This window comes from Rhabdobacter roseus, assembly GCF_014202275.1.
Lineage (GTDB): Bacteria > Bacteroidota > Bacteroidia > Cytophagales > Spirosomataceae > Rhabdobacter > Rhabdobacter roseus.
Map to the genome: position 1 here is coordinate 115,503 of NZ_JACHGF010000005.1, position 25,814 is coordinate 141,316.

Consider the following 25,814-nt stretch of genomic DNA (forward strand, 5'->3'; position numbering starts at 1 on the left):
CAAGTACCCAAGGTACCTGAAAGGTGGGCTTGAACTCCTAGTGGGTGTGACCACGCTGTGGTCGAGCGAATCAGAACCAGATTTCCCTATAAACGTGCAACGGTGCTGCCGTTGAGTACTTACCTGAGCAGCCGATTCCGGCGGAATCGCACGTTTATAGCCAAAAAGGTCGAGGTACTTAGCCTGATTCCGGCGGAATCACACACCAACATTCAGGTACCTTGTACTACTTCATTCACGATTTCTTATTTAAGCAGTAAGTAAAAAAACACGCTCCGTTTCTTAACTATATCGTAACATCCTTTGCTTTCCAGAAGTACCCTTTTAAGTTTACTTTTGGCGGTCAAAGCGTACTAACCAAGCGGTAGAGTGAGCGAACATTACGTGACCTATTCGGATGAAGACCTACTGGCGCTCATGCAGCAGCATGACGACGAGCTGGCCTTTGGAGAGCTCTACGGACGGTACTTCCGGCCGCTTTTCAACTACACTTACGCCAAAGTGAACGACGAGTTCACAACGCAGGAGATTGTCCAGGAGCTGTTTGTGAGCCTTTGGCAGCAGCGCCACCGCTACGCCGTGCAGGTGTGCCGACCCTACCTTTTTTCGATGGCCAAAAATTTGGTGATCAATTACTTCCGAAAAGAATTTACGCGGCAGCGCCACCACAGCCAGTGGGGTACTTTGCGCCCCGAGACCACCGACCCCTCCGACCAGCAGGCTCTCACCGGCGACCTCCAGCACCGCTACGAAGAAGGCCTGAAGCTGCTGCCCGAGAAGTGCCGCGAGGTTTTTGTGCTAAGCCGTCAGGGCCTCCCCCACCGCGAAATAGCCGGTACGTTGGGGATTTCGGAAAAAACCGTCGAACAGCACATTACCAAAGCGCTGCGGATACTTCGGGGGCATTTGAAAGAACATTTGCTCTACTTTCTTACTGTACTTCAACTATTTCTGTAAATTTTTCTACTCTGACTAAGGGTACCCCGCTTCCCGTGCGACTTAAGGTTCAAACAATCCTCAGCGCACCGTTCCCTTGGCATGAAGCAAGCACCCCTTTCGCCCGAATTATTACAAAAGTACCTCCTCGACGAATGTACCGCTGAGGAGCGAGACCTTGTGGAGGCCTGGTACGCCTCCCTGCAAGGTACCTCCAACTACCTAAGTACCTTGTCGGAGGCGGAGCGCAACCGCCTGCAGCAAGAAACTTTCCGGCATATCCAACACCAACTGGCTACTTCCCGTCCCCAGGTACCTGTGCTGACGCTGCTCCGCCGCCCGTGGCTGGGCGTGGCCGCCGCGCTGGTACTGGTGGCGGGGCTGCTGTGGCTCTGGCCTACGCGCCAAAGTACCCCTACCGAAGCCCGCGTAGAAGGTACCGCCCCGGCTCTTGCCGATGGCCAGGTACATTTCGTGAACGATCAGCCGCGCCCGGTGATGCACCAGCTGCCCGACGGAAGTACCCTCTGGCTGCACACGGGGGCTTCCATTACGTACCCAAGTACCTTCGCGGCCAGTCAGCGCCAGGTTTCGTTTGAGGGCGAGGGTTTTTTTGACATTACCCCTGACAAAAAGAGACCGTTCGTGATCCGGAGCGGTGAAATGACGATCGAGGTACTAGGTACCCGCTTCAACGTAAAGGCCCCGCCTGCGCAGCGTATTTTTGAGGTAGCGGTGGTGTCGGGCAGTGTGGCCGTGAGCGCCGCTGATCACCAGGCCAATCCGCAGAAAGTAGTATTGGCTCCACACCAGCAGGTGCTGTTTGAAACCAGCACGAAGCGGCTTACGCAAAGTACCCTGCCCGTGCAGGATAAAAAAGAAATTTATGAACCCGTGACGGTGACCTTTGAAGGTACCCCGCTGGACCGGGCCCTGGAGCAGCTCGACAAGCGTTTCGACGTGCGCCTGCACCTGGCCAACCCGGCCATGAAGACCTGCCAGCTCACGGCCGACTTTGAACAGCAGCCCTTACCGGCCATTTTGGAAATGCTATGCGCCTCGTTAGATGCCACCTACACGATGTCCGGCAAAACCATTTTGATCGAAGGCGCTGGCTGCGACTAATTCCTTAATCCTCATACACTATTCATGAATCACTACACGGATCTGCCCCCTTAGAAACAAAAAACCGGGAGTGTGCCACCACTCCCGATCGGGTACTGTTTACTGCTCTCAGCCAAGCCCACGTGCCACCGTGGGAAGATGAGCAGCCTTTTGTCCAATTAGCTAACCATCAGACAATCAAATTTATGAAAAAATCAGTACGTACCAAGCCGATTAACTGGCAAAAGATTATGCGCATCGGATTGCTACAATGGCTTCTGGCCGCCCTGCTGGCCAGCGCCAGCTACGCCCGGGAAAGCTCGGCTCAGTCGGTCCTGAGTAAGGATATGACGCTCAGCCTGACCAACGTTACGCTCAAAGAAGCCCTGGGGAAGATCCAGGAAAAAACCCAGGTCAAATTTGTGTACAGCAGCCGTGTGTCCCTCAACGCTCCCATTACGATCCAGGCCGAGAACCAAAAGCTATCGCGCGTGCTGGATCAGCTGCTGCTGCCCCGCGGCATCAGCTACCGCGAAATCAACAACCAGATCGTGCTGTCGCCCGCCAAGGATAAAAGTACCTCCCATATCCCGCAGCTGGAAGAAAAGCTGCGGGAATGGACGGCGCCCAAGGACATCACGGTGCGGGGCACGGTGGTCGACGGCAAAGACGCCCTGCCGGGCGTGAGCGTGGTGGTGAAAGGCACCACGACGGGTACCACCACCGACGGCAACGGCCGCTTTGAGCTGGCGGTACCCAACGCCCAGGTAGTGCTGGTGTTCAGTTTTGTGGGGTACTTGTCGCAGGAGGTGGCCGTAGGTAACCGCTCGGAGTTCAACATTACGCTCGAGGCGGACGTACGAGCCCTGGAAGAGGTCGTGGTGGTAGGCTACGGTACCCAGAAAAAAGAAAACCTGACGGGAGCGGTATCGACGATCAACGCCAAGGATATTGAAAACCGGCCGGTGTCCAACGTCGCTATGGCGCTACAGGGGCTTTCACCGGGCCTGTCGGTAACGCGCTCGTCCGGCCAGCCGGGCGACGAAGGCATTGGTATCCAGATCCGGGGGGCGACCTCGGCCAACGGAAACGTGGAGCCGCTGCTCGTGGTGGATGGCGTGACCAGCCCGGGTGTTTCTCTGCAAACCCTGAATCCCAACGATATTGAGAGCATCAGCGTACTAAAAGATGCTGCCGCCGCGGCCATCTACGGGGCTCAGGCCGCCGGGGGCGTGATCCTGGTGACTACCAAAAAAGGGAAGTCGGGCAAGACCGTTTTTGAGTACTCTTCCATTGTGGGCACCGACTGGGCCCTGAATGTACCCAAAAGAATGGAAGTATGGGAAGAGCTGGAGCATAACAACCTGGCCCGCGTCAACTCCGGCGCGGCTCCGGGGCATACGCTGGAAAAAATAGCCATTGTAAAAGAAGGCGTGATGCAGTACCGGATCAACCCCAACGACACCACCCGCTACGAGTACTTTGGCACGGAAAGCATCGTCGATCAGCTTTTACGAAAAAATACCCTCATGCATACCCACAACCTCTCGGCTCGGGGCGGAACCGATAAGTTGAATTTTTTAATCTCGCTGGGGTATTACGACAAGCAAGGGGTATTTAAGGTAGGGCCCGATAAAAATGACCGGTATAACCTCCGACTTAACCTGGGTGCCCAGCTCACCAAGCACCTTTCGCTCGATTCACGCATTACCTATACCCGACAAAACCAGGAAGCTTCGTCGGTGAACATCAACGGGAACGGGGCGCTGCTCTACAATCTTTACCGCTATTCCAGCATCAACCCGCTGCTGACTCCAGAAGGACGCTACAACACCACCACGGGCGCCACCGCCTACGCCATGATGGACGCCGGGGGGTATAACAATTACAGCCGGAATTTCTTTGACGGCGTCTTTACCGCCCGCCTCGACGTCACGAAGGGACTGAGCCTGCGGGCCGTGTACGGGGCTCAGTACCGGCGGGGCGACCGGGAGCTTTTCCGGCGTACGGTTCAAAGGTGGTACCGAACCGCCCCCGGCGATATTCTCAACACGCCCAATTCCTATACGATCTCCAAAGATTTAACCCAGAGCAACAACCTGCAATTTCTGGCCGACTACGACTTTTCGATTGCCCAACGGCACAAGTTTCACGTCCTGGCCGGCTACCAGTGGGAAGACAGCCGCGGCGAGGCCATCTCAACCGGCGTCACCAACATGGTGAGCAATGACCTGCCCGCCCTGGGCCTGGGCGACGCCACCACCAAAACCAATTCCCAGAACATCTCGACCTTTGCGTTTCAGTCCTACTTTGGCCGCTTCAACTATAACTTTGACGACCGGTACCTTCTGGAGGCTACCTTCCGCATAGACGAAAGCTCGCGCCTGGCGCCGGGCCTCCGCCGGAAATCCTTTCCTTCGCTGTCGGCCGGTTGGAACATCCACCGCGAGGCGTGGTTTACGGTACCGGTTATTTCGGAGTTAAAAGTGAGAGGCTCCTGGGGAAGGCTCGGAGCCGCGTCGGGCATTGGGCTCTATGACTACCTGGCGCTCATCAACCAGGGTGCCAACCTGGTGCTGGGCTCACCGGAGATTCGCTCTACCTATTTTTCCCAAACGGTAGTACCGTCTTCGCAGCTGTCGTGGGAAACGATCGAGACCAGCAACGGCGGATTGGATTTGGGTTTATTCAAAAATAAAATCCAGATCAGCGCCGACTACTACGTAAAGTACAACCGCAACATGCTCACGGCCCTGCAACTACCCGCCACCTTCGGCGTAGGTACCCCGCGGGTCAACAACGGCGAGCTGAAATCCTGGGGCTGGGAGACCGAGCTAAACTACCGCGACCGGATCGGCGATGATTTTACTTTTTCGCTAGGCCTCAATGTATCCGACAACCAGAACAAGCTGCTCAACTTTGCGGGCCGCAGAGTGATCAATGCTGGTACGGTATCAACCCTGGAAGGCTACCCGCTCAACTCCATTTGGGGATACCTGACCGACGGGTACTTTCAAACCAACGATGAGGTCAAAGCCTGGGCTTTCCAAAATAGCCGTACCGCCGCCGGGGATGTGCGGTACCTAGACTTAAACGGCGACAACCGCATCACCGTGGGCTCCGGCAACATGGAAGATCACGGCGACCTGGTGTACCTGGGTACTACCCAGCCCCGGCTTTTGTTTGGGGCCAATCTGGCCCTGCAATGGAAAGGCTTTGATTTCACCGCCTTCTTCCAGGGCGTAGGCAAACGGAACTTCGCCCCTACCCGCCAGGCGCTCGACCCCAACATCGCCAGTTTTTACCAGGCCCTGGCCATCCACCGCGACTACTGGACACCCGAAAACCCCAACGCCGCTTTTCCTCGTCCCTTCGTAGATGGTGCTCATAACTTTTTGACCTCCGACAAATGGGTACTTAACGGCCAGTACGTCCGGCTGAAGAACCTCCAGGTGGGTTATAACGTCCCCGCCCGCGCGCTGAATAAAATAAAGATTAGCCGGGCCCGAATCTATTTCACGGGGCAGGACATCCTTACCTTTTCCGGGCTGGGTCTATTCAAGGATCAGTTTGACCCCGAACAACGCGACGGTGTAGCCGCCGACTATCCCTTTTTTGCTACGGCGGCCGTTGGTCTGAACCTAACCTTTTAGTGGAGTTTACTTTTAGTAAAAAATACAACCAAGACACGATATGAAAATGTCATTCTATAAACTACCGGTTGTTCTCTTGCTGCTAAGCCTAGTAGCTTGTGATGTAGAACGCCTGCCGGAAACGCAAATCACCGACCCTTCCTTCTGGAAGTCAGAATCGGATATTAAATCTGCTACCAACTACCTCTACACCTTTTTGCCCGGCTTTACGAAGGAGGAAGTATGGTCTGACAATGCGTACGGTACCCAACCCGACCCGATCAGTGACGGCACCAGGCTCCCTCCCGCTACGGCTACTGATTATTCGGCCCCGTATCAACTGATCCGGGCGGCCAACAATATCCTGGAAAAAGTACCTGATGCGCCGGTAGAACAAGGCATTAAGGATCGGTACATGGCCGAAGCCCGCTTCTTCCGGGCCTTTGCCTACGTGCAACTCGTGCAGAAATACGGCAATGTACCCCTCATTTTAAAAACCCTACAAGAAAATTCACCCGAGCTAAGCCAACCCGCCAATCCGCGCCGGGAAGTCATGGGGCAAATCTATGCCGACCTGGACGTAGCGGCGGCTACCCTACCAACGCCCACGGCTTTGGGAAACGCCGGTTACGGACGAATAGCCAACACTACGGCCCTGGCCTTAAAAGCCAGGATCGCTCTGTTTGAGGGCACACGCGCCAAGTACCATCAGGATGGTGACCCTACCCTGCACCTGACCCTCGCTCTGGAAGCCGCTAAAGCCGTGATGGATAGCAAAGAGCATAGCTTGTTTGCCAGCTACTACAAATTGTTCCAGTACGCGGGAGAAGGCCGCCAAAACCGGGAGAACATTTTGGTAAAACAGTATGGGACTGATCCGGCGAATCTTGTCCTCAACCATAACTACTCGCTGGACATCTACACCGGCGCTGCCAACCCTACCAAAAGCCTGGTGGACAGCTACCTGATGAAAGACGGGCTGCCCATCACGAAGTCGCCGCTTTACCAGAAGCCCGTCGTGTCGAATGACGTGTTTAACAACCGGGACGAACGCCTGCTGGCGTCAGTGTATCAACTAGGAGAGCCGTATAACGTGGGGGCGAATTTTACCATGCAGCTCCAATACTACAAAACCGGTTTTGGGGCCAAAAAGTACTTTAACGCCAGCGACTTTGCCACCCGGCAGGCTCTGCTCGACCGGGTCCTTATTCGCTACGCCGAAGTACTGCTTACCTACGCCGAGGCTACTTTTGAACGCAACGGTACCATCTCGGACGCAGATCTGGATTTGACGATAAACCTGTTGCGTCAAAGAGGCAACGTAGCCAAGCTTTCCAACGCCTTTGTGCAGGCAAACGGCTTAGCCATGCGCGAAGAAATACGCCGGGAGCGCCGCGTTGAGCTAGCCCAGGAAAACCTACGGTACTGGGATTTGATCCGCTGGAAAACGGCCGAAGTAGAGCTTCCGAAAGCCGTCCTGGGTAATTATTACTTCAGGGATGAGTTTGGTGTTGATACGCCGGTGCAGCTAAATGCCGAGGGGCAAATTCTGGTACAAGATGCTTCGTTCCGGCGCTTTGACCCAGCCAAGGATTACCTGTGGCCTTTCCCCGTCAATGAGCTGGGGCTAAATCCGGCGTTGCAGCAAAATCCGGGTTGGAAGTAAGTCATTTCATAAAAAACAGGATGCAAAAAAATACGTGTAAGAAAGGGCTGGCCTGGTTGGCCGCCCTTTCATTTGCCTGGCTAGGCAGCCCTCTGTGCCTGGCCCAGAAGTTTGTACTGCCCATCTTGCCCGACACGCAGGGCGAAGTAAACGCGCGGCCCGAGATGCTGCACAGCCAGCTTAACTGGCTGGTTCAAAAAAGAGACTCGTTGAATTTTCCGCTGGTACTGCACGTGGGCGACATCGTCGACTATGACAACATCGGGCACTGGGAAAAGGCCGACGCCGGATTTAAAATCCTGGATAGGGCCGGTGTACCCTACGCCGTTACGCTGGGGAATCACGATACGGAGGCCGTGGGTGAAAACAGCGGCAGCGCCGCCCCCGGCAACGTAAACCAGAACCTACGAAAGACCGCGAAGTTTAACCGGTACTTTCCGGTGAGCCGGTTTCCGCTTCAGAAAGGACGGTACGAAGAAGAAAAAAGCGACAACGCCTGGTATACTTTTGAGGCCGGTGGCCTGAAGTGGCTGGTGCTGGCGCTGGAATTTTGCGCCCGCCAGGGGCCCGTAGACTGGGCCAATACGGTGGTGAGCAACCACCCCGGCCACAACGTGATCGTGCTGACGCACTACCACCTGAACCCCAACGGCGACATCAGCGAACGCAACGCCGGGTACGGAGATTTAAGCCCCGCCCAGATCCACGACCAGTTGATCACCAGGCACGCCAACATCCTGATGGTACTGAGCGGCCACGTGTGCTATACCTCCTGGCGCAACGACAAAGGCGAAAAGGGGAACCGCATTTACCAATTCCTGCAAAACTACCAAAACGAAGATTTGGGCGGCGGGTACATTCGTCTGTTGGAAGTTGACCCCGACAAAGGTACTTTATCGGCCACCATGTACTCTCCCTTTTACCACAAAGAGCGGCAGGATGCCTCCCGTATTTTCTTTTCAAACGTCAAGTTTATTAAGCCTAACTAAGGCCACCCCTTTGATTACCTTTTATGAAAAAAATAGCTTTGCTCTTTGTTCTTTGTCAGTGCTTAAGTCACATTACGTATAGCCAAAAAACGGCTACCATCAACGTAGCTACCTACAACCTGCGCTATAACACCGCCAGCGACGGCGTGAACGCCTGGCCCAACCGCAAGGAGAACGTCAAGGCGCTGGTGCAGTACCATGAGTTTGATCTCTTCGGTACGCAAGAGGCCCTGCGCGGACAGCTGGACGACGTCGCGGAACTGAAGGAGTTTGCCTTCCTGGGCAAAGGCCGCGACGACGGGCAGCAAGGCGGTGAGCACTCGGCCATTTTTTACCGGAAAGATCGTTTCAAGGTACTTGAATCCGGTGATTTCTGGCTGAGCGAAACGCCCGACGTACCCGGCAAAGGCTGGGACGCCACCTGCTGCAACCGCATCTGCTCCTGGGCCAAGTTTCAGGATCTGAACACGAAGAAACAGTTCTACTTCTTCAGCGTCCACTTTGATCACCAGGGCGTAAAAGCGCGGCAGGAGTCGGGCAAGCTGATGGTAAAAAAGATCCAGGAGATTGCCAAAAGTACCCCCGCCATCTGCGTGGGCGACTTCAACTCCACACCCGATACGGAGCAGATCAAGCACATGCAGACGCTCCTGAGCGATGCTCACCAGGTGACCAAAGTACCGCCCTACGGTCCCGAAGGTACCTTCAACGCCTTCAAGTGGGACGCCCCCCTGCGCGACCGCATCGACTACATTTTTGTGAGTCCGAAAATACAGGTGCTTAAGTATGGGGTTTTAACCGACGCCAAGGAGCAGCGCTTTCCTTCCGACCACCTGCCGGTGGTAGCCAAAATAACGCTTGACTAGTACGATCACGTGCTCAACGTGGCCGTAGGCCGGACAGATTCCCAGGCAAGGAAGTACCAGCGTAGGTACTTTGTTTCCACTTCTTTTGGGTATAAAGGGTGGACCACGCTCATCAAGCTGCACGCGACGACCAAAAAGCTGCGCACCAAAATGATCCGCGACGACGGCGAGGTAGTGGTGGGGCCGTATACGCTGAAAAGGAAATGAGGCTGGACCATTCGCCAAGTGTCTTAAGAAATAATGCGTATTTTTGGCGCATCATTCCTTCACTTTTTATGTACAACATGCAAAAAATCGTCCTGATCTGGCTGGGGGTTTTCTTCCTGGCCACCTTTCCTTCGGTAGCCCAAAAAACGGCTACCATTAACGTAGCTACCTACAACCTGCGCTATAACACCGCCAGCGACGGCGTGAACGCCTGGCCCAACCGCAAGGAGAACGTCAAGGCGCTGGTGCAGTACCACGAGCTCGACCTCTTCGGTACGCAGGAAGCCCTGCGCGGACAGCTGGACGACGTCGCGGAACTGAAGGAGTTTGCCTTCCTGGGCAAAGGCCGCGACGACGGGCAGCAAGGCGGTGAGCACTCAGCCATTTTTTACCGCAAAGACCGCTTCAAGGTACTTGAGTCCGGCGATTTCTGGCTGAGCGAAACGCCCGACGTACCCGGTAAAGGCTGGGACGCGACCTGCTGCAACCGCATCTGCTCCTGGGCCAAGTTTCAGGATTTGAATACCAAAAAACAATTCTACTTCTTCAGCGTCCACTTCGACCACCAGGGCGTGAAGGCACGACAGGAGTCGGGTAAGCTGATGGTAAAAAAGATTCAGGAGATTGCCAAAAGTACTCCCGCCATCTGCGTGGGCGACTTCAACTCCACGCCCGAAACCGAGCAGATCAAGCACATGCAGACGCTCCTGAACGATGCTCACCAGGTGACCAAAATGCCTCCCTACGGCCCCGAAGGTACCTTCAACGCCTTCAAGTGGGACGCCCCCCTGCGCGACCGCATCGACTACATTTTTGTAAGTAAAAACATCGAAGTGCAAAAGTACGCCGCCCTCACCGACGGCAAAGACCAGCGCTTCCCCTCCGACCACCTGCCGGTAGTAGCCAGGGTATTGATCAAGTAAGTTTCTAGGTTTTATAAAGTACCTCAAAATACCCCGCCCCCAGAGCCAACTACCTCTAGGGAGCGGGGTACTTTGTTGTTTATTCATTTCTCCACCAACGCAAGCCAGGCCCTGAGCACCGCCCGTAGCGCTTCTTCCTTGGCTTTTAGCTCCTCCCGGGTCCGGATCGTGACGAGCCGTCGGCCGTCGGTATAGGTACCTTCCAGCACGCCCGAGGGGTCGGGTACTTTAGCACCCGTCGGGAACACCAGCAGCACGTAGCCCCGGTGCAGGTTCAGCACCGCGATGTCGCGCTTGTACTCTTTGGGATCGAAGGGTTTCATCTCGCCCGTGTAAAAGAAGCTGGGCGAGTTCCACTTGATCTGCTCGCCGATGGCCGCGTCGGTACTGAGGATCAGCTGCCGGACGCCCTCCACAAGGTCGGCCAGCGGCGGTGGTAGCTGCTCCATAAAGTCGGCCACGGTGGTGGCGGTCGCCTTCGTTTTTGCCATGTTGATTAGCGTTTGGTTTGAATACTGGCTTCAAAGGGCGAAGCCGGTAGCTGCTCGCGGTTGTACAGATTGGCCCCCGCCGGGTTGTCGGCCCAGGCGTAGCGGACGTAGTACGGGTCAGGTACCTGGTCGCTCCACACCACCACCCGCGGGCCTTTGATTTCGGCACTCGCCCACACAAATTTTTTGTCTTTTCCGGCCACGGCAAAGTACCTCAGCGCTTGGCCATCTACCGCCCGCAGGCCGCCACCGACCTCGCTAAACGCCACCGTCAGCTTATTTCCCCGCCTCTGCACCGACGCGTAAAGCGGCCCCGAAGCCACCACCTGCCGGTCGCCATAGGCCAAGCGCCGGGCCTGCAGCGCCAGCCGCCTGCCTACGTCCTGCTTGTTGAGCGGGTGAATGTCGTTCCACTCGCCCAGGTCAATGGCCACCGCCAGGCCCGTATTGGGTGCCGAGAGCGCCGCTCGCTGCGCCTGCCGTAGCTCCGCCCAGGTACTTTCCGAGGGCTCGGGCTGCGGCTCCAGGTAGTTGGCCAGTTGCACCCCAATGAACGGCAGGTCGCTGCGCTGCCAGTGTTGCCGCCAGTCGGCGATGAGCGTCGTGAGCAGATCGGCGTAGTCGGCGGGGCGCTCGGCGTTGGACTCGCCCTGGTACCAAAGTACCCCCTTGACGGGGTAGCTCGTAAGCGGGGCAATCATGGCGTTGAAGAGGCCCAGCGGCTTCCAGCGCACAAAGGTCGGGGCCGCCAGCGGGTCCATCCGGGTACCTACCTGGTACTTCCAGGTACCTTGCAGATCCAGCGTATCCTTTCCAATAACAAGCCCGTAGGGTTTATCCGGCACGAAGCCGCCCTTTCCGGCGCTGTTGATCACCCGCACGGCAATGGTGTTTAAGCCCTCTTGCAGCAGGCCGGGGGGTACTTTGTACTTGCGGGGTGGGTACTGGTAGCTCGTCGTGCCCACGAAAGTACCGTTGATAAAGGCTGAGTCGGCATCGACGATGCGCCCCAGGAGCAGCTTGGCCGGTTGGCCCAGCGCCTGGGCGGAGATCGTCACTTGCTTCCGAAACCACACCACGCCCTGGGTACTTTCAGGTACCTGGTCGGCCCAGTAGCCCGGCAGCTGCATGGTAGGCCAGGCGGTGTCGTCCAGTTGCGGGGCCGCCCATTTGTTTTTCAGGCCCTGGTCGGTTTGGTTCAGCCGGGCGTACCACGCGTCGCTGCGCCGCTTGTCCTCCGTTTCGATTTGCCGGATCAGGTTCCGATCCTTGAAGCGCTGCGCCTCCTGGTAGTAGGTCGGGAATTTTTTGAGGGTCGCTTCGCTGATCCAGGCCTCGGCAGGCGAGCCCCCCACGGCCGCGTTGATCAGCCCGATGGGTACCTGGTACTTTTCGTAAAGCTCGTTAGCAAAAAAGTACCCCACCGCGCCAAACCTCAGGATATGCTCCGGGGTGGCGGGTCGCCATTCGCCCGCAGGAAAATCGGCTTCGGGTTTTTCGAAATTATACCGATCAGGTACCTCAAACTGCCGGATGTTCGGGTTGTTAATTCTAGCGATCAGCGCCGCGTAGGTATCTTCCACCCGGCTCATGGGAATCTCCATGTTGGACTGCCCGCTGCACAGCCACACATCGCCAAAAAGTACGTCGCGAAGCTGGATTTGGTTGCTGCCCGTAAACGTGAGGTCGTAGGGCCCGCCCGCGGGCTGCGGCGGTAGAGGTACCTGCCATTTCCCGGCCTGGTCGGTTACGGTGCGGTATTGCTTTTGGTTAAAATCCACCACTACTTGTTCGCCCGGCGAAGCCCAACCCCAGAGGGTAATGGGTACTTCGCGCTGCAACACCGCGCCGTGGCTCATGAGCCGGGGTAGTTTGATCTGCGAATAGGTAGCCGCGCTAAGCAAAGAGGCGACGACCAGCAGCAAAATTCTTTTCATCCAGGTTGTAGGTTGCTATCAATATCCTACCAAGATAGCCACTCGACCGCTAGATTTCCAAGGGAAAAGGGTTATTTATACAGCACAAAAAACGGCGGCATCAAGCCGGAAGTACCCGCTTGGTGCCGCTAAAAATAGTTCCGAACCAGGTACCTTTAAAGCGCAAACGAATCGGCCAAAGTACCCTTCACGCCGGGGCGGCAGCGGAACAAACTACCTGTCAGGGGGTACTTTTCGAGCTGTTCGTCGCTGACGCCGTCGCGGGCGGTGGTGATGTACAAAGTACCCAAGTCGGCGTCGCCGAAGGCGCAGGACGTGACATTCACGGCGGGTACTTCTACCTCGGCCAGTAGTTGGCCGGTTTGGGGGTCGTAGCAACCTACCCGCTGGCCGTCCCAAAAGCCAATCCAGAGCTTGCCTTCGGCGTCGATGCACATGCCGTCGGGCGAGCCGCCTTCCTCGGGCTTCACCACCACGCGCTCGTTCGTCAAAGTACCTTTTTCGGAGTCATAGTCAAAAGCCCGCACGCACGACTCCGACGTCTCGATGAAGTACATCGTACGGCCGTCGGTGGTCCAGGCCATGCCGTTGGGGATGGTGCAGTGGTCGCGCACGAGGCGGAGTTGCAGCGCCCCGTCAAGGCAGTACAGTGCTCCGGCTTTATCTTCGCTCTCGGTGCTCATGGTACCTACCCACAAGCGGCCGTCGGGTGCGCACTTGCCGTCGTTGCAGCGGTTGGCAGGTTTGTCTTTTTCTACGTCTACGAGCGCCGTGAGGGCTTCTGTGGCCGGGTCGAAGCTGGCGATTTCGCCCTGCAAGGCCACCACCAAGGTACCTGGCTGCGCGCCAGGTACCAGCGCGCTCACTTTTTTGGGGAGCTTCCAGTGCTGGTGCGTTTGGCGCTCGGGGTCGTACTGATGTACCTTTTGTTGTTCAATATCCACCCAGTATAGCTTCTGCTCTTCCGGGTGCCACAGGGGGCCTTCGCCCAGGGTTGCCTCCAGCTCGAGCGCTACTTCCGCTTGGTACTTCTTCATGTTGATGAGTTATGTTGATGAATTGTTTTCTCCGTAGTATATACTTTCTGCGGGCCGAAAAGTTTAGCGGGGGTACTTTGCAAACCACCCGTTGCAACTGGCGGGAGCGGGGTACTAAAAACCATCAGTTACAAACTGGCGGTAACGGAAGTACCCTCCAGAGCCTTTTCTCATGGAGGGTACTTGAGATCAACTCCCTGGTTTTCAAGAGAAAATCACTCTTTATTTTTTCGCTTAATGGAATAAATACCATTTTGCTGATGCCACTCCTTCAGTTCCGCTTTTGGGTATCCTATACGGAAATCTATATACGACGTATCGACATCGGCCGTTTCCATTTTATAGCCCGAGGTAGAGCCGTACATATTCATGTGCACGAACAAGGTATCTTCCTGAACGTCAACTACCCGGAAACCCATAAATTCGGCTTGTCCCGTTGGTTTAAAAACATACACGTCTCCTACCTCTGGATGCTCCAGGTACTCAGACTTCTCGGCTCTTACATCATTACTACTAATTATAGAATGGAAGAAAACAATGAATAAAAGAGGAAAACCCATGTAGTAGGTAAGGGGGATTTTAACTTCACTTTTTAGAGTATTATAGAGCCCATATATTTCTTCGTTGGTTTTCTTTACTTCCTCAGTATATCCACAATGAGAACACAGCACCGCTCCCGTGCGTCCCATCGAAAAAAAGGGAATCCAGAATAAGTGGGCGTAGCTCGTAAATACGGATAGTGCAAGGGTATTCTTCTGCTCACAGTTTGGGCATGGAGCATTTAATTGCCAAGCTTTTTTAAACTTGGTTCTTCTTCCGCGAATAAGAAACATGGTGTAAGTGATTAGTTAGAAGAGGGATGAAATAAGAGATGAAATAAGCCAATACCCTATGAGTACCGGCCCGATGTAGAGGGTCCAGGGAAGCTTGGCCCGGTCCCTGTAATTGTTGAGCTCGGCGCGGTATTGGTCGTCAAAGGCTGCTTCCTGTAGAAAATGCTTACAGCTCTGGCACTGCGAGTAGAAGCTTTTTCCTAATGGAAATACTTTTAAGAAGCCGAAGTAGGAATAGGAATAATAGTAGTAGAAATTCAATTTCCTTGGGCTGTGGCAATACTTGCAATCAATATCATAAGACGTAGCTAAGTATTCGGGGTCAGCGTCTTTAATTCCAATCATAAAGAGGTTAATAATTAATGGAGGGTTAAATAGCACTATTCAGACGAATACCTATCTGAGCAATAAAATAATACTTTACATTTCATGGAAAATGCAACCGAAATGGCACCGATGTATTACTTAGCTCAAGCTAGGTATAGAGTAGAAGGCGTAGTACATCCACCAATCATTCATACTAAGAGAAATGATAAAATTGATTTGGAAAACTACAATACGTAAAAAGTGCAATCTTCTATTAGACCCCTTAAAAAGGAATCAAAGATTTTATTGATACTGACCGGAAAGTTGAATTTGATTCAATGCCGAAAGATACTAGCACAGCTATCATTAAATCAAATTTTATGCTCTATTTTTTTAAAATATAAAACCAAGCCAGTTACAAAACGGACACAAACGGAGCAAAGTATACTTTGCTTTTTGAATTAATAAAAAGCATGGGATAACCACCTTGAAAGCTGAAGTCCCTACCTACGAATGGCCGAAAAATACCAGGATTGAAAAAAAATAAAGTACCCCACGCTTGGGATTAGTGAATACGTTTATAAAGTACCTTGTAGAATTTCCCTGCTATAAAATTCAGAAGCGTTTACAACTAACTTACGGGTCAATAACGCGCCTTCGGGGCCGCGTAGCGGTCGAATGTTTGTAGGTCGCTGCGATGGAGAAAAGTGCCCCGCGTGCCTTTCATACCTTTGCTCATTACGTTATCTGATTAGCTTTTACCGAATTATCTTTGGCAACTATTTAGCTAAGTGGTAGGGGATGGATAAAAACAGCAGTGCCGTAGGTGCCTGACACCGTTGCCTATGTGTGTTCCCATCCCCCTGCTTTAACCGCATCGGCGGCCCGGCAACACCGGACAGTTTGTTAGGCCTCGAGCCTGTGTGCATGATGAAGGTGCGGTTAAAGCTCACTTAGCCCTAAACTCTACAACAATGATAACAAATTACATCGGAATCGATATTGCCGCCCGCTCCTTTGTTTCAGCTCGGCCCACGCCTACTGCCAGCTATCAGATCCAACGGTGGGACTATCAGACGCCCCAGCAGATTGCTCGATTCATCGAAAGTCTGAATCCTCAGACCGATCAGTGTGTATTGGAAGCCACCGGTAACTACCACCTGCGGTTGACCTATGCGCTGCTCGAAGCAGGCATTTCGGTTTCGGTCGTCAATCCACTGTCGGTCAAGCGCTATGGTCAGATGCTAGCGTCCATCACCAAAACGGATCAGCGCGATGCGGTTTTGTTGGCTCGGTACGGTCAGCAACAACGTCCGGCACCCTACCGACAACCCGATCAACATTTGCAGTACTTGCGCCAACGGCGGATGGTACTCAGCCAGTTGCAACAACAACGGCAGGCCTTGGCTAACCAGCAACATGCCCTGTGTGTCCATCCCCAACCTGATGCTTTTAGTCAGCAAATCCTCGACCAACAGCTAGTTTATATCGAGCAGGCAATTGCCGATTTACAAGCTCAGATTAACCAACTAGTTGCCGATCACTACCAGCAGTCTCGCCAGCTACTAGCCTCCATACCGGGCTTCGGAACCGTTAGCACGGCCGTTTTTCTGGAGGCCTTAGCGGGTTTTGAGGGTTGGCAACAGCCTGGCGCAAGTAAAGCCTTTGTGAAATATATAGGTCTGGCTCCCACGCTCCACCAATCGGGTCGTTCGGTCCGAGGTGGAAGCCACATCAATCGTTCGGCGGTGCCCTGGTTGCGGCAGAAGTTGTGGTTACCGGCCTGTACATTAGCCATGAGGCTCAAAACCGACACAGTCTTTCAACGCTTGTACATACGCTTACGACAGGGGGGGGAATCCTTCAAAGAAGCCATCATTGCCGTTATGCACAAATGGGTTCGGGTAGCCTTAGCCGTTTTACAATCGGGAAAACCATTCGATCCTGGATTAAACTTGACAACCGAAGAAAATTTGGCCAATGCCTTGTGAAATTTGACAGTTCATAGGTACGTAACCAGCGTTGGGGTTGCGTACCTAAAGGCACGCTGACGGATTTGGGTGGCCCTTTTAGCTATAAACATCGTGTGCCTATGAACTGATTCGGCTCATCATTAGGGATGCGTGAATGAGCTCTAAACGCTCTCCCGCCGCGCATGATTGTACAGAGCACTTTAAGAAAATAGTTACTGACTTACTCCCTCATCAATAAGCGAGGGGTACTTTTACTCTCTGACTACTTCCTACCAGCCCCACGGTACTGATAAGCCTTCAGCGGCTGCTGATTCACGCCAAAGAGCAGCGTGGTACCGATGGGCAGTACGCTCCGGACGTCGCCCGTGAGCCGGAAGCCCGACTGCTGCTGCGGCACGTAGGTGAAGCCGCCGCGCCCGTCGCCGCGCAGAAGTACCCCGTGGTTGGCGTCGAACTTACCCAGCCGCAGCCGTCCCCGGCTGATGTTGCCGCAGAGGAGCAGGTCCTGGTGGCCGTCCTGGTCGTAGTCCAGCGCCGTGATGGTAAACACCGGCGACAGCTGCGCTTCAAGGGGCAGTGGGCTAAGCTGAAACTTCCCGGCGGGGGTACTTAGGAAGCAGGCCGTCTGGAGGTAGTTGGCTTCCAGGCGCTGGGCGCTTTCGAGCTCCGTGGCCGAAAATAGCTCATCCAGGGTTACGTCGGCGTAGCTTTTGTAGTTGGGGTAGCGCGCGCCCATGCCGCTCATTTGGCTCACGAGCTCGTCGCGGGTGAGGTAGGGGTAGTTTTTGCCCTGGATGTAAAAACTCAGGATGGGATCGAGGGTGCCGTTTTTGTCAAAATCCTTGTAGTGCAGCGAGGCGGGTTGCTGGTCGCTGGCTTTCACCTGGGAGTTGAGGCCCTGGTTTCCTACTACCAGGTCGGGTTTGCCGTCGCCGTTGAGGTCTTGTACCAGGAGCCGGTTCCACCAGCCGCGGTAGGGCTTGTCGAAGTAGTCGGTGGTTTTATCCGCTAATTTTTTTCCTTCGTTGATCAGCACCGTCACGGGCATCCACTCACCCACCAGGACGAGGTCCGGCTTTTGGTCGTTATTCAAATCCACCGCCGCCGCATCCGTCACCAGGCCGATCTGCTGTAGCTCGGGAGCCAGGGTACTTGTCTGGTCGCGGAAGTGCCCCTGGCCGTCGTTGACGAGCAGGTAGCTGCGGGGTACTTCGGGGTACTTGCCCGGCACTACGCGTCCGCCCACAAAAAGATCCGGCCGGCCATCGCCGGTGAAATCGGCAGCGCACACGGCTCCAGTACTGGTGAGGAAGGCGGGGAGGGCGTTGGTAGTGAGCGTAAAAGTACCCTGGCCGTCGTTGAGGTAGAGGCGGTCTTGCAGGCGCGCGTCCTCCGGCGCGAAATCGGCGTAGCCGCCGTGGCCTACGTAGAGGTCCAGGGTACCGTCGCCGTTGGCGTCAAAAAACACCGCCGCGGTAGTTTGGCTGGCTTTATCGGCCTCAAACGCGGGGGTACTTTTAAGTACGAATCGTCCGTCTTTTTGCTGCAGGTACAGCCCGTTGGCCTGGCCTTTGGCTCCGCCTACCAATACATCGTCCAGGCCATCGCCGTTGACGTCGCCCTTGGCCAGGACCGGCCCCGCAAACGACAACGGATTGACCAATAAAGGTTGCCGGTAAAAATCATTGAGCACCGGCGTAGCCTCCGTATGGGCAATGGGCGCCTTTACTTCCTGGTACAGTGCCGGTACCGGGCCGGGACGACGGTAGGGCTCGGTGGCGTCTTTTTCGGATAGCGTAAGTACCTGGTCGGCTTGGACGTTGCGAAGTACCTGCTGCCGCTCGCCACCGGTGCGGCGGGTACCTGGCCACACGATCCGGAGCGAGTCGATGGTCGTTTTTTCACCCAGCCCAAAGTGCAGCACCGGCGACACGCTCGACTGGTACCCGCGCGTAGGTACCTGCTCCAGGTACTGCTGCGCGCCACCGCTGTAGAGCGTCAGCTGCGCGCCAATCCCTTGCGTGTTGGGGGCGGTACCTTGGGTTTTTACTTTGAGGTAGTGGTGTTTGTGACGCTGATCCGTTTCATTTTTAAAAATAAAGGCGGGTTTATTGACATTGTTGATCACCAGGTCCAGGTCGCCGTCGTTGTCCAGGTCGGCGTAGATCGCACCGTTGCTGTGCGAGGCCGTATCGAGCCCCCAGGCGCGGGTCACGTTCGTAAACGTTAAGTCACGGCCGTTGGCAAAGGCGTAGTTGGTGAGGTTGGAGGAAGGAATCTGATACACAAGCTCCAGCACGTCGCTCCGCTGAATTCCCTGCTGCTTGTTCTGGATGAAATCGCTCATGTACTTCAGGAAGTCCATGTTGGTGTAGTCGCGCAGGTACCCGTTGGTGATGTAGAGATCCTTCCAGCCGTTGTTGTCGAAGTCGGCCAATAGCGCCGACCAGCTCCAGTCGGTATTGGATACGCCCGCCAGTTGGCCTACTTCCCGGAAGCCGCCGTTGCCGTCGTTGATATGCAGCATGTTGCGCATGTACTGGTAGTTGAAGCCCAGCCGCACGTTCAGGTTAAATTTCTCGTAATTGTCAGGGGCCATGAGCAGCTTCTGGCGGCGGTTGCTTTCGGGCAGCATATCCAGCGAAAAAATGTCGGGCCGGGCGTCGTTGTTGACGTCGGCCAGGTCGCTGCCCATCGAAAAGTGCGACGTATGCCCCAGGCTCGTGGCGGCCTGGTCGGTGAAGGTACCGTTGCGGTTGTTGATGTAGAGGTAGTCAGCTACCTGGTAGTCGTTGGAGACGTAGAGGTCCGGCCAGCCGTCGCCGTTGACATCCGACACCCCCGCCCCCAGCCCGTACGACAAGGCCGAGCTTTGAATGCCCGCTTCGCGGGTTATGTCTTTAAAAGTACCTCCGTCGTTGCGGTAGAGCCGCGAGCCGTTCATCGGGTCGTCCTGCCGGAGCATTTCGGCCGTTCCCAGCTCGTTCAGAACGGGCAGCGACTTGGGGTTGTGGTTGAGCAGAAATACGTCCAGATCACCGTCTTTGTCGTAGTCGAAAAAGGTAGCCTGGGTGCTGGTGGCTTCGCTGGCCAGGCCGTACTGCTCGGCCTGCTCCAGAAAGCGGGGAACGCCCTGGGCGTCGGGCCCCTGGTTAATGAACAGTTCATTTTTTCGTTTTTCGGGCGGGTAGTTACCTGAGTAGCAAAGATAAATATCCAGCAGACCGTCGCCGTTGACGTCCGCCATCGTGACGCCCGTTTTCCAGCCCGCTTCGCGCCCGGCCACCCCGGCTTGCGCGGTGACGTCGTCAAATTGCAAACTACCCCGGTTGAGGTAGAGCTGGTTAGGCACCATGTTGGCCGAGAAGTAGAGGTCTTCCAGGCCGTCGCCGTTAAGGTCGCCCACGGCTACGCCACCGCCATTGTAGAAATACTCATACATGAGTACGTTGGCGTTGAGGCCTTCGGTGAGCGTATTTTCAAAGGAAACGCGCGTTTGCTCCGGGGACATCAGCGTAAAAAGCGGAGGTACCTGGGAGGTACTTTCTGCTTCGTCCGAAGTCGATTTTTGACAACTAGCCAGCGCTACCATTGCCCCCAGCGCCAGGAGGTACCTTAAGCATTTCATACACGAGAGAGGAAGCAAAGTACCTTATGCCGGTGGGGTACTTTGGTAGGGTTAAAAATACAAAAAGAAACTATGCCGCCCCGGAGGCCAGCATAGTTTCTTTGATTACTAAACTCAGGGTACTTAGTAGCCCGGATTCTGGACCAGATTTTTGTTCCGGTTCATTTCGTCGCGGTGAATGGGCATAAAGTATACCTTATCGGCCCAGGCCCGGTTTTCCTTACCAGGGTCTATTTCAAAAACGGTATAAGAGTAGTTGTAGCTATTCTTATCGTAGCGATACACACTCACCGATGCGCCCGGCTTCAGGGTACCCACGATGTTGATGCCGTTGGCCTTCCGGTTTAGGGTAGTGGGGGCAATCATCCAGCGACGGACGTCGTAGTAGCGTTGCTCCTCAAAGGCCATCTCAATCCGTTTTTCCTGACGGAAGCGTTCTTTCAGCGCCGCCCCAGACTCCGTGATGGCGGGCATACCGGCCCGGAAGCGGATCTTGTTCAGCCAGGCGCGGGCTTCCGCATCCTGCCCCAGCTCAATGCTGGCCTCGATGTAGTTAAACACGATCTCGGTGTAGCGAATCATGGGCCAGGGTACTTCCTGCCAGGTGTTCTGGTCTACGATAGCCGGGTTGGGATCGATAAACTTCCGTACGTAGTAGCCGGTGTAGCTTCCGTTCCAGTCTTCGATGGGGCTGCTGCGGGTATCAAGGCCAAAGTGCGTGGTTTTGGTACCCGAAGCACTTCCTACTTCGTAGCGTCCGGTCTGGATTTGGCCGAGCGGATCGCGGGGGGCGTTGGCCGAGCTGCGGGGCTTCCACTGCGTGCCGTCGTACATGATGGAAGCATAGAAACGAGGGTCGCGGTTTTCGTAAGGTGCCTGCGCCTGCGCGGGGTTGCTCCAGGAGAACTTCGTACCATCCATCATTTCGTAGTCATCTACCAGCAGCTGTACTGGCGTGTTACCCGCCCAGTTGTTGTAGCCGTTAGGACCATTGTAAAGTCCCTGACGGCCGCCGTTCTCCTGCTTCAGGTTAATGAAGTAGCGGGCCAGGATCAGCTCGTTCTGTCCGCCGTTTCTGGACAGGGAGTTGTTCATGTAGTTGGTAGTACCCTGCTGCGCGCTCACGGGCTCCGTGAGGTTCATCAGGTTGCCCGAGGCCATATCCAGTACCGCTTTGGAAGCGTCCCTGGCTTTTTGCCAGCGCTCCGTGCGGTTACCGCTGAGATACCCTACTAGCTCCGGTTTTGTGTACGAAGCAATCACACTCGACTTCGCTTTGGCCGTAGGGTTGTCATAAAGGTCGCTGGCTGCGTAGGTCAGCATCCTTGATTTCAACGCCAAGGCAGCCGTTTTGGTAGCCCGTCCGGCGGCCATTGAGCGGCCATCCAGTAAGGCGGCGGCCTCATCCAGATCCTTCACAACGAAGTTTACGGTTTGCTCCCAAGTACCTCTCGGGGTCATATAATCTTCCTCGCCCAGTTCAAAAGGACGATCGATCAAAGGTATTCCGCCGTAGTTACGCGCCAATTGGTGGTAGTAATAAGCCCGCAGAAACTTAGCTTCTCCCTTGAGACGATCCACGATGCCGCCCGTGTTAGGAAACTGCGCATTTTCAAGCTTTTGCAGGGCCAGGTTGGCCGCCCGGATGCGCAGGTACATTTGCTGCCAGGTACGGGTACCGCTGATCCAGCCAATATCGGCGGGGTTGGTCCGTCCTTCCGTCACCGTGGTAATACCCCGGCCGGGGTGCGTAAAGAGAGCCTCGTCGGTCAGAGAAGCCAGCATTTGCTCCTCGAAACCACCCATTTGAAAGCCCGCGTAGATTTCCGTCACAAAGGCTTCGGCGAGGGGGGCATCAGACCACACCGCATTTTCCGAAAGCTCGTTCAGCGGCTGCGTGTTCACAAAATCATCGCTACAGCTAGTCGTGATAAGCAGGGATGCTACGCACGCTAAACCTACTAATTTATATCTTTTCATAGTCTTTTCAATTTACAGAATTAGAATGCAGCCGTTAAACCCACGTTGATGATCTTCTGCTGAGGGTAGTAGTAGCCCGTTGCGTTGGCAGCCTCAGGATCGAACGCTTTCATTTCACTGACCGTGAACAAGTTCATGCCGTTGAAGTAGAACCGTAGGTTGCTCATGCCAATTTTACTAATGATCGAAGTAGGCAGCGTATAGCCCACCTCCAGGTTTTTCAGACGAACGTAATCCGTACTGCGCAGCCAGTAGGTGTTATTTCCGGAGAAATACTGGTCACTCCGGTTGGCGATGCGGGGGTGTACGCTGCTGGGGTTTTCGATGGTCCAGCGGTTTTCGTACACTTCCAGCAGGTAGTTTCCTATGTTCCCAGATTCACCCGTACTGATGTACTGTTGAGCACCCGCCGCGCCCTGAATCAGCACCGTCAGGTCGATATTTTTGTAGCTTCCGCCCAGGTTGATTCCGCCCGTGAAGAGAGGAATGTTGGTCCGGTTGTTCCGTATCATATCATCCGGTGTAATCTTCCCGTCGGGTACATTCGTAGGATTTCCGTTGGCATCGCGCCCACCAATGTCCTTGTACTTCATATCGCCGGGGCGCAGGGTGTTCACGATCGCCGAGTAGTTGATGGTGTTGGCGTCGATCTCAGCCTGGTCTTTGAATACCCCGTCGTAGAGGTACATCTGGTACGTAAACATGGGTTTACCCGTGGTACGTTGCCAATCCGGGGCACCGGGTGCTTCGTCCCAGAACAGAATTTTATTCTGAGCATAGCCCCCATTAATGCTGACGTTGTACTTGAAGTCGTTGATCTGGTTGCGGTAGCCTATGTTAAATTCCCACCCTTTGTTGGACACCTCACCAATATTTTGGCGGGGAAGTGTTAAGCCGGTACTTTGGGGAACGGAGGCATTTTTCGTCCAAAGGATGTTCGTACGCTTGTTCCAGAAGGCATCTAGTTCAAAGAACAAGTCGCCGTTAAACAATTGTCCTTCCATTCCAATGTTGGAATTGGTAGCCACCTCCCAGGTAATGCTCCGGTTCGGGATGCGGGCCTCAAACAGGGTTTTCACCTCCTGGTTTCCAATGATGTGGGACCGGAAACCGTAAGTTGACAAGTACTGGTAACGATCGATTTGGTCATTACCCAGCTGTCCGATCGACCCCCTTACCTTCAGGAAGTTGACGGTAGGGATATTGTTTTTCCAGAAGCCTTCCTCCGAAACAACCCATCCCGCCATGACGCCTGGGAAGAATCCGTAGCGCGTCTCTTGGGGGAAAATATCCGAACCATCGTACCGCCACAGGAACTCCGCAATGTACTTCTCTTTGTAGTTGTACCCTACCCGACCGAAGTAGTTGATACGGGCAATTTCAAAAGCCCCCCCGTTGTTGTTCCGCTGCAAATCACCCCCCGCAAACATTTGATCCAGGGTCGTCGAGAGGAAGAAGCGGCGGTAAGCTGAGAAGTTATCTCCTTCGATGGTCTCGCGGTTGGTACCGGCCAACAGATTCAGAGTATGGTCACCAAAGGTTTTGTCGTAGGAAAGTACCCCTCCCAGCAAGATATTTAGTTGGTTGTTATTTCCCAGGTTCAGGTTAGGATCGGCCGGGCCGCGTCGGCTCGCTACCAGTACGGGCGTTACGCCATCGGCTTCGAAGCCACTTCCGCGCTGGTAGAGCGTCCAGGGTATCTCCCAGCGCTTGGTATTACGGCTCAGGTAGTCAATGGCCGCCGTACCCGTAAACTTAAGACCATCTACGCCCGGAACCTTAATTTCCAGCGTTCCGTTGGTTTGCAGGTAGTTGCGCGTATCGCGGTCGTACCCGCTCAAATCCGTCGTGATCACCACCGGGTTCTCTCCGTTTTCGATGTCCGGACCAGGCCGTCCGTCGGGCCAATAGGCCTGCTCCTGCGGCTTGCCCCGCATCAGCATCCGGAAGATCGTTTCGGCCGACTTGGTCGGGAAACCCCGGCCTTCCTGCCGACCCACCACGCCCAAATTGACGTTAACGTACTTGTTTACTTTCGCATCCAGGTTCAGGCGCAGGTCGTACTGCTTGTAGCCCGTAGCGGAGTTGATGTAGTAGGCATCCTGGTTCTGGTAGCCCAGCGAGGCCAGGTAGCGCACAGCTTCGGTTCCGCCGTTTAGCTGTACGTTATGACGTACCTGCGGCGAGTTTCTCTTTAGCGTAGCCCCAAACCAATCCGTATCCGGGTGGCCCCAGGGATCGGAGCCATCCTGGTACTTACGAATGGCGTCCGGTGAGAAAGGTGCGTTACGTACGGTGCCGTTGGGCCGCGTGAATGAACCCGTCGTTTTGTACGCCTGGTTGGCGGCGGCCCACTCCGATACGGGTAGTTCGTAAATGTGCAGGTCGTTCAACATGCTGGTGTACTGAGCCGCATTGGCTACCTTAGGAATGACTGTGGGGTTCGACCAGCCCTGATTGAGCGAATAGGAAAGTTCGGGCTTGCCGGTTTTCCCTTTTTTGGTCGTGATCAGAATAACCCCGTTGGCTGCGCGCGATCCGTAAATAGCCGCGGCGGCATCTTTCAGAACCGAGATACTCTCGATGTCGGCCGGGTTGATCCGGTCGAGCCCACCGGCCCGGTTAGGAATTCCGTCCACAACAATGAGAGCACCGTTGTTATTGAGGGTATTAGCACCCCGTATCCGGATCGTCGAGCCATCGTAGCCCGGCTCACCGCTTCGGTTTACGGCCGTAACGCCCGGTAGGCGTCCCGCCAGGGAGTTAGAAAGGTTCAGGGCGGGCGATTTTACCAGGTCTTCTCCTTTTACTGACACAACCGAGCCCGTGATCGTTTCCTTCTTCTGAGTACCGTACCCTACCACAATCACCTCACCGAGGGATTTGATATCGGTACTTAAAGTAACATTAACGGTAGAACGATTATCAACATTCACTTCCTGGGTTAGGTATCCAATGAATGAAAACACCAACGTAGCACCCGGGCTGGCCGTCACGGAGTACTTCCCGTCTCCGTCCGTAACGGTACCCACCGTGGTAGATTTAACGACCACACTCACGCCCGGCAGCGCTTGCCCCTGCTCGTCGGTGATCGTTCCTTTTACAGATACGCTTTGCGCCATTACGCCCAGGGCCGAAGCCAGGAATAAACAAAGCGCGTACATACACCTCCTCATGATGAGATGTGTCCTTTGCGTAGAAAATTTCATACGATTGACATAAGTTGAATGATACAAAAAATAGATTAATTAAAGGGCAAAGAGGCAACAGAGAATCAAAGCCATAGGCTATGAAACCAGCGTAGAT

General features: G+C 54.9%; 17 protein-coding genes. 9 read left to right on the top strand and 8 right to left on the bottom strand.

Annotated features, from left to right (window positions below):
* Window positions 1-369 precede the first annotated feature (369 nt).
* From HNQ92_RS16820 to HNQ92_RS16855, 8 genes are all read left to right on the top strand, one after another.
* A complete protein-coding gene (locus tag HNQ92_RS16820; RefSeq protein ID WP_343063012.1) occupies window positions 370-957 on the top strand; it encodes an RNA polymerase sigma factor in 588 nt (195 codons plus the stop codon).
* A gap of 81 nt (window positions 958-1,038) precedes the next feature.
* Complete coding sequence (locus tag HNQ92_RS16825; protein ID WP_184175295.1) at window positions 1,039-2,061, top strand: FecR family protein; 1,023 nt, start codon at window positions 1,039-1,041, stop codon at window positions 2,059-2,061.
* A gap of 185 nt (window positions 2,062-2,246) precedes the next feature.
* On the top strand, window positions 2,247-5,693 hold the full coding sequence (locus HNQ92_RS16830; protein WP_246440320.1) for a TonB-dependent receptor: 3,447 nt from the start codon (window positions 2,247-2,249) through the stop codon (window positions 5,691-5,693).
* 40 nt (window positions 5,694-5,733) lie between these two features.
* On the top strand, window positions 5,734-7,338 hold the full coding sequence (locus tag HNQ92_RS16835; protein WP_184175297.1) for a RagB/SusD family nutrient uptake outer membrane protein: 1,605 nt from the start codon (window positions 5,734-5,736) through the stop codon (window positions 7,336-7,338).
* A 20-nt stretch (window positions 7,339-7,358) separates the two neighbouring features.
* On the top strand, window positions 7,359-8,327 hold the full coding sequence (locus HNQ92_RS16840) for a metallophosphoesterase (RefSeq protein WP_184175299.1): 969 nt from the start codon (window positions 7,359-7,361) through the stop codon (window positions 8,325-8,327).
* Between the two features lie 23 nt (window positions 8,328-8,350).
* Window positions 8,351-9,193, top strand: a complete 843-nt coding sequence (locus tag HNQ92_RS16845; RefSeq protein ID WP_184175301.1) for an endonuclease/exonuclease/phosphatase family protein — start codon at window positions 8,351-8,353, stop codon at window positions 9,191-9,193.
* Between the two features lie 9 nt (window positions 9,194-9,202).
* Entirely contained in the window at window positions 9,203-9,400 is a 198-nt protein-coding gene (locus HNQ92_RS16850; RefSeq protein WP_184175302.1) for a hypothetical protein, read from the top strand.
* Window positions 9,401-9,477: 77 nt separating this feature from the next.
* Window positions 9,478-10,323: an endonuclease/exonuclease/phosphatase family protein gene (locus HNQ92_RS16855; protein WP_184175303.1), complete on the top strand. Its 846-nt coding sequence runs from the start codon at window positions 9,478-9,480 to the stop codon at window positions 10,321-10,323.
* Between the two features lie 83 nt (window positions 10,324-10,406).
* Here the strand turns inward: HNQ92_RS16855 and HNQ92_RS16860 are convergent, their stop codons facing one another.
* From HNQ92_RS16860 to HNQ92_RS16880, 5 genes are all read right to left on the bottom strand, one after another.
* Window positions 10,407-10,814, bottom strand: a complete 408-nt coding sequence (locus HNQ92_RS16860) for a DUF1801 domain-containing protein (RefSeq protein ID WP_184175305.1) — start codon at window positions 10,812-10,814, stop codon at window positions 10,407-10,409.
* Between the two features lie 5 nt (window positions 10,815-10,819).
* Complete coding sequence (locus HNQ92_RS16865; protein ID WP_184175307.1) at window positions 10,820-12,751, bottom strand: sialate O-acetylesterase; 1,932 nt, start codon at window positions 12,749-12,751, stop codon at window positions 10,820-10,822.
* A gap of 155 nt (window positions 12,752-12,906) precedes the next feature.
* Window positions 12,907-13,788, bottom strand: coding sequence for an SMP-30/gluconolactonase/LRE family protein (locus tag HNQ92_RS16870; protein ID WP_184175309.1), 882 nt, complete (start codon window positions 13,786-13,788; stop codon window positions 12,907-12,909).
* A 215-nt stretch (window positions 13,789-14,003) separates the two neighbouring features.
* Window positions 14,004-14,621, bottom strand: coding sequence for a hypothetical protein (locus HNQ92_RS16875; protein WP_184175311.1), 618 nt, complete (start codon window positions 14,619-14,621; stop codon window positions 14,004-14,006).
* Between the two features lie 15 nt (window positions 14,622-14,636).
* On the bottom strand, window positions 14,637-14,966 hold the full coding sequence (locus HNQ92_RS16880) for a hypothetical protein (RefSeq protein WP_184175313.1): 330 nt from the start codon (window positions 14,964-14,966) through the stop codon (window positions 14,637-14,639).
* Between the two features lie 935 nt (window positions 14,967-15,901).
* On the opposite strand from HNQ92_RS16880, the gene HNQ92_RS16885 reads away from it, so the two are divergent.
* Window positions 15,902-16,918 (top strand): IS110 family RNA-guided transposase, encoded by a 1,017-nt coding sequence (locus HNQ92_RS16885; RefSeq protein ID WP_184175315.1) that lies wholly within the window; start codon window positions 15,902-15,904, stop codon window positions 16,916-16,918.
* Window positions 16,919-17,162: 244 nt separating this feature from the next.
* On the opposite strand, the gene HNQ92_RS16890 is transcribed toward HNQ92_RS16885, so the two are convergent.
* From HNQ92_RS16890 to HNQ92_RS16900, 3 genes are all read right to left on the bottom strand, one after another.
* Window positions 17,163-20,528 carry a VCBS repeat-containing protein gene (locus tag HNQ92_RS16890; protein ID WP_184175317.1) on the bottom strand — a complete coding sequence of 1,122 codons (3,366 nt, stop codon included), beginning with the start codon at window positions 20,526-20,528 and terminating at the stop codon, window positions 17,163-17,165.
* Window positions 20,529-20,651: 123 nt separating this feature from the next.
* The gene (locus tag HNQ92_RS16895) at window positions 20,652-22,508 is read right to left on the bottom strand and encodes a RagB/SusD family nutrient uptake outer membrane protein (protein WP_184175318.1); all 1,857 of its coding nucleotides are present in this window, start codon (window positions 22,506-22,508) and stop codon (window positions 20,652-20,654) included.
* Window positions 22,509-22,528: 20 nt separating this feature from the next.
* Entirely contained in the window at window positions 22,529-25,717 is a 3,189-nt protein-coding gene (locus HNQ92_RS16900; protein ID WP_425504294.1) for a SusC/RagA family TonB-linked outer membrane protein, read from the bottom strand.
* Window positions 25,718-25,814 lie beyond the last annotated feature (97 nt).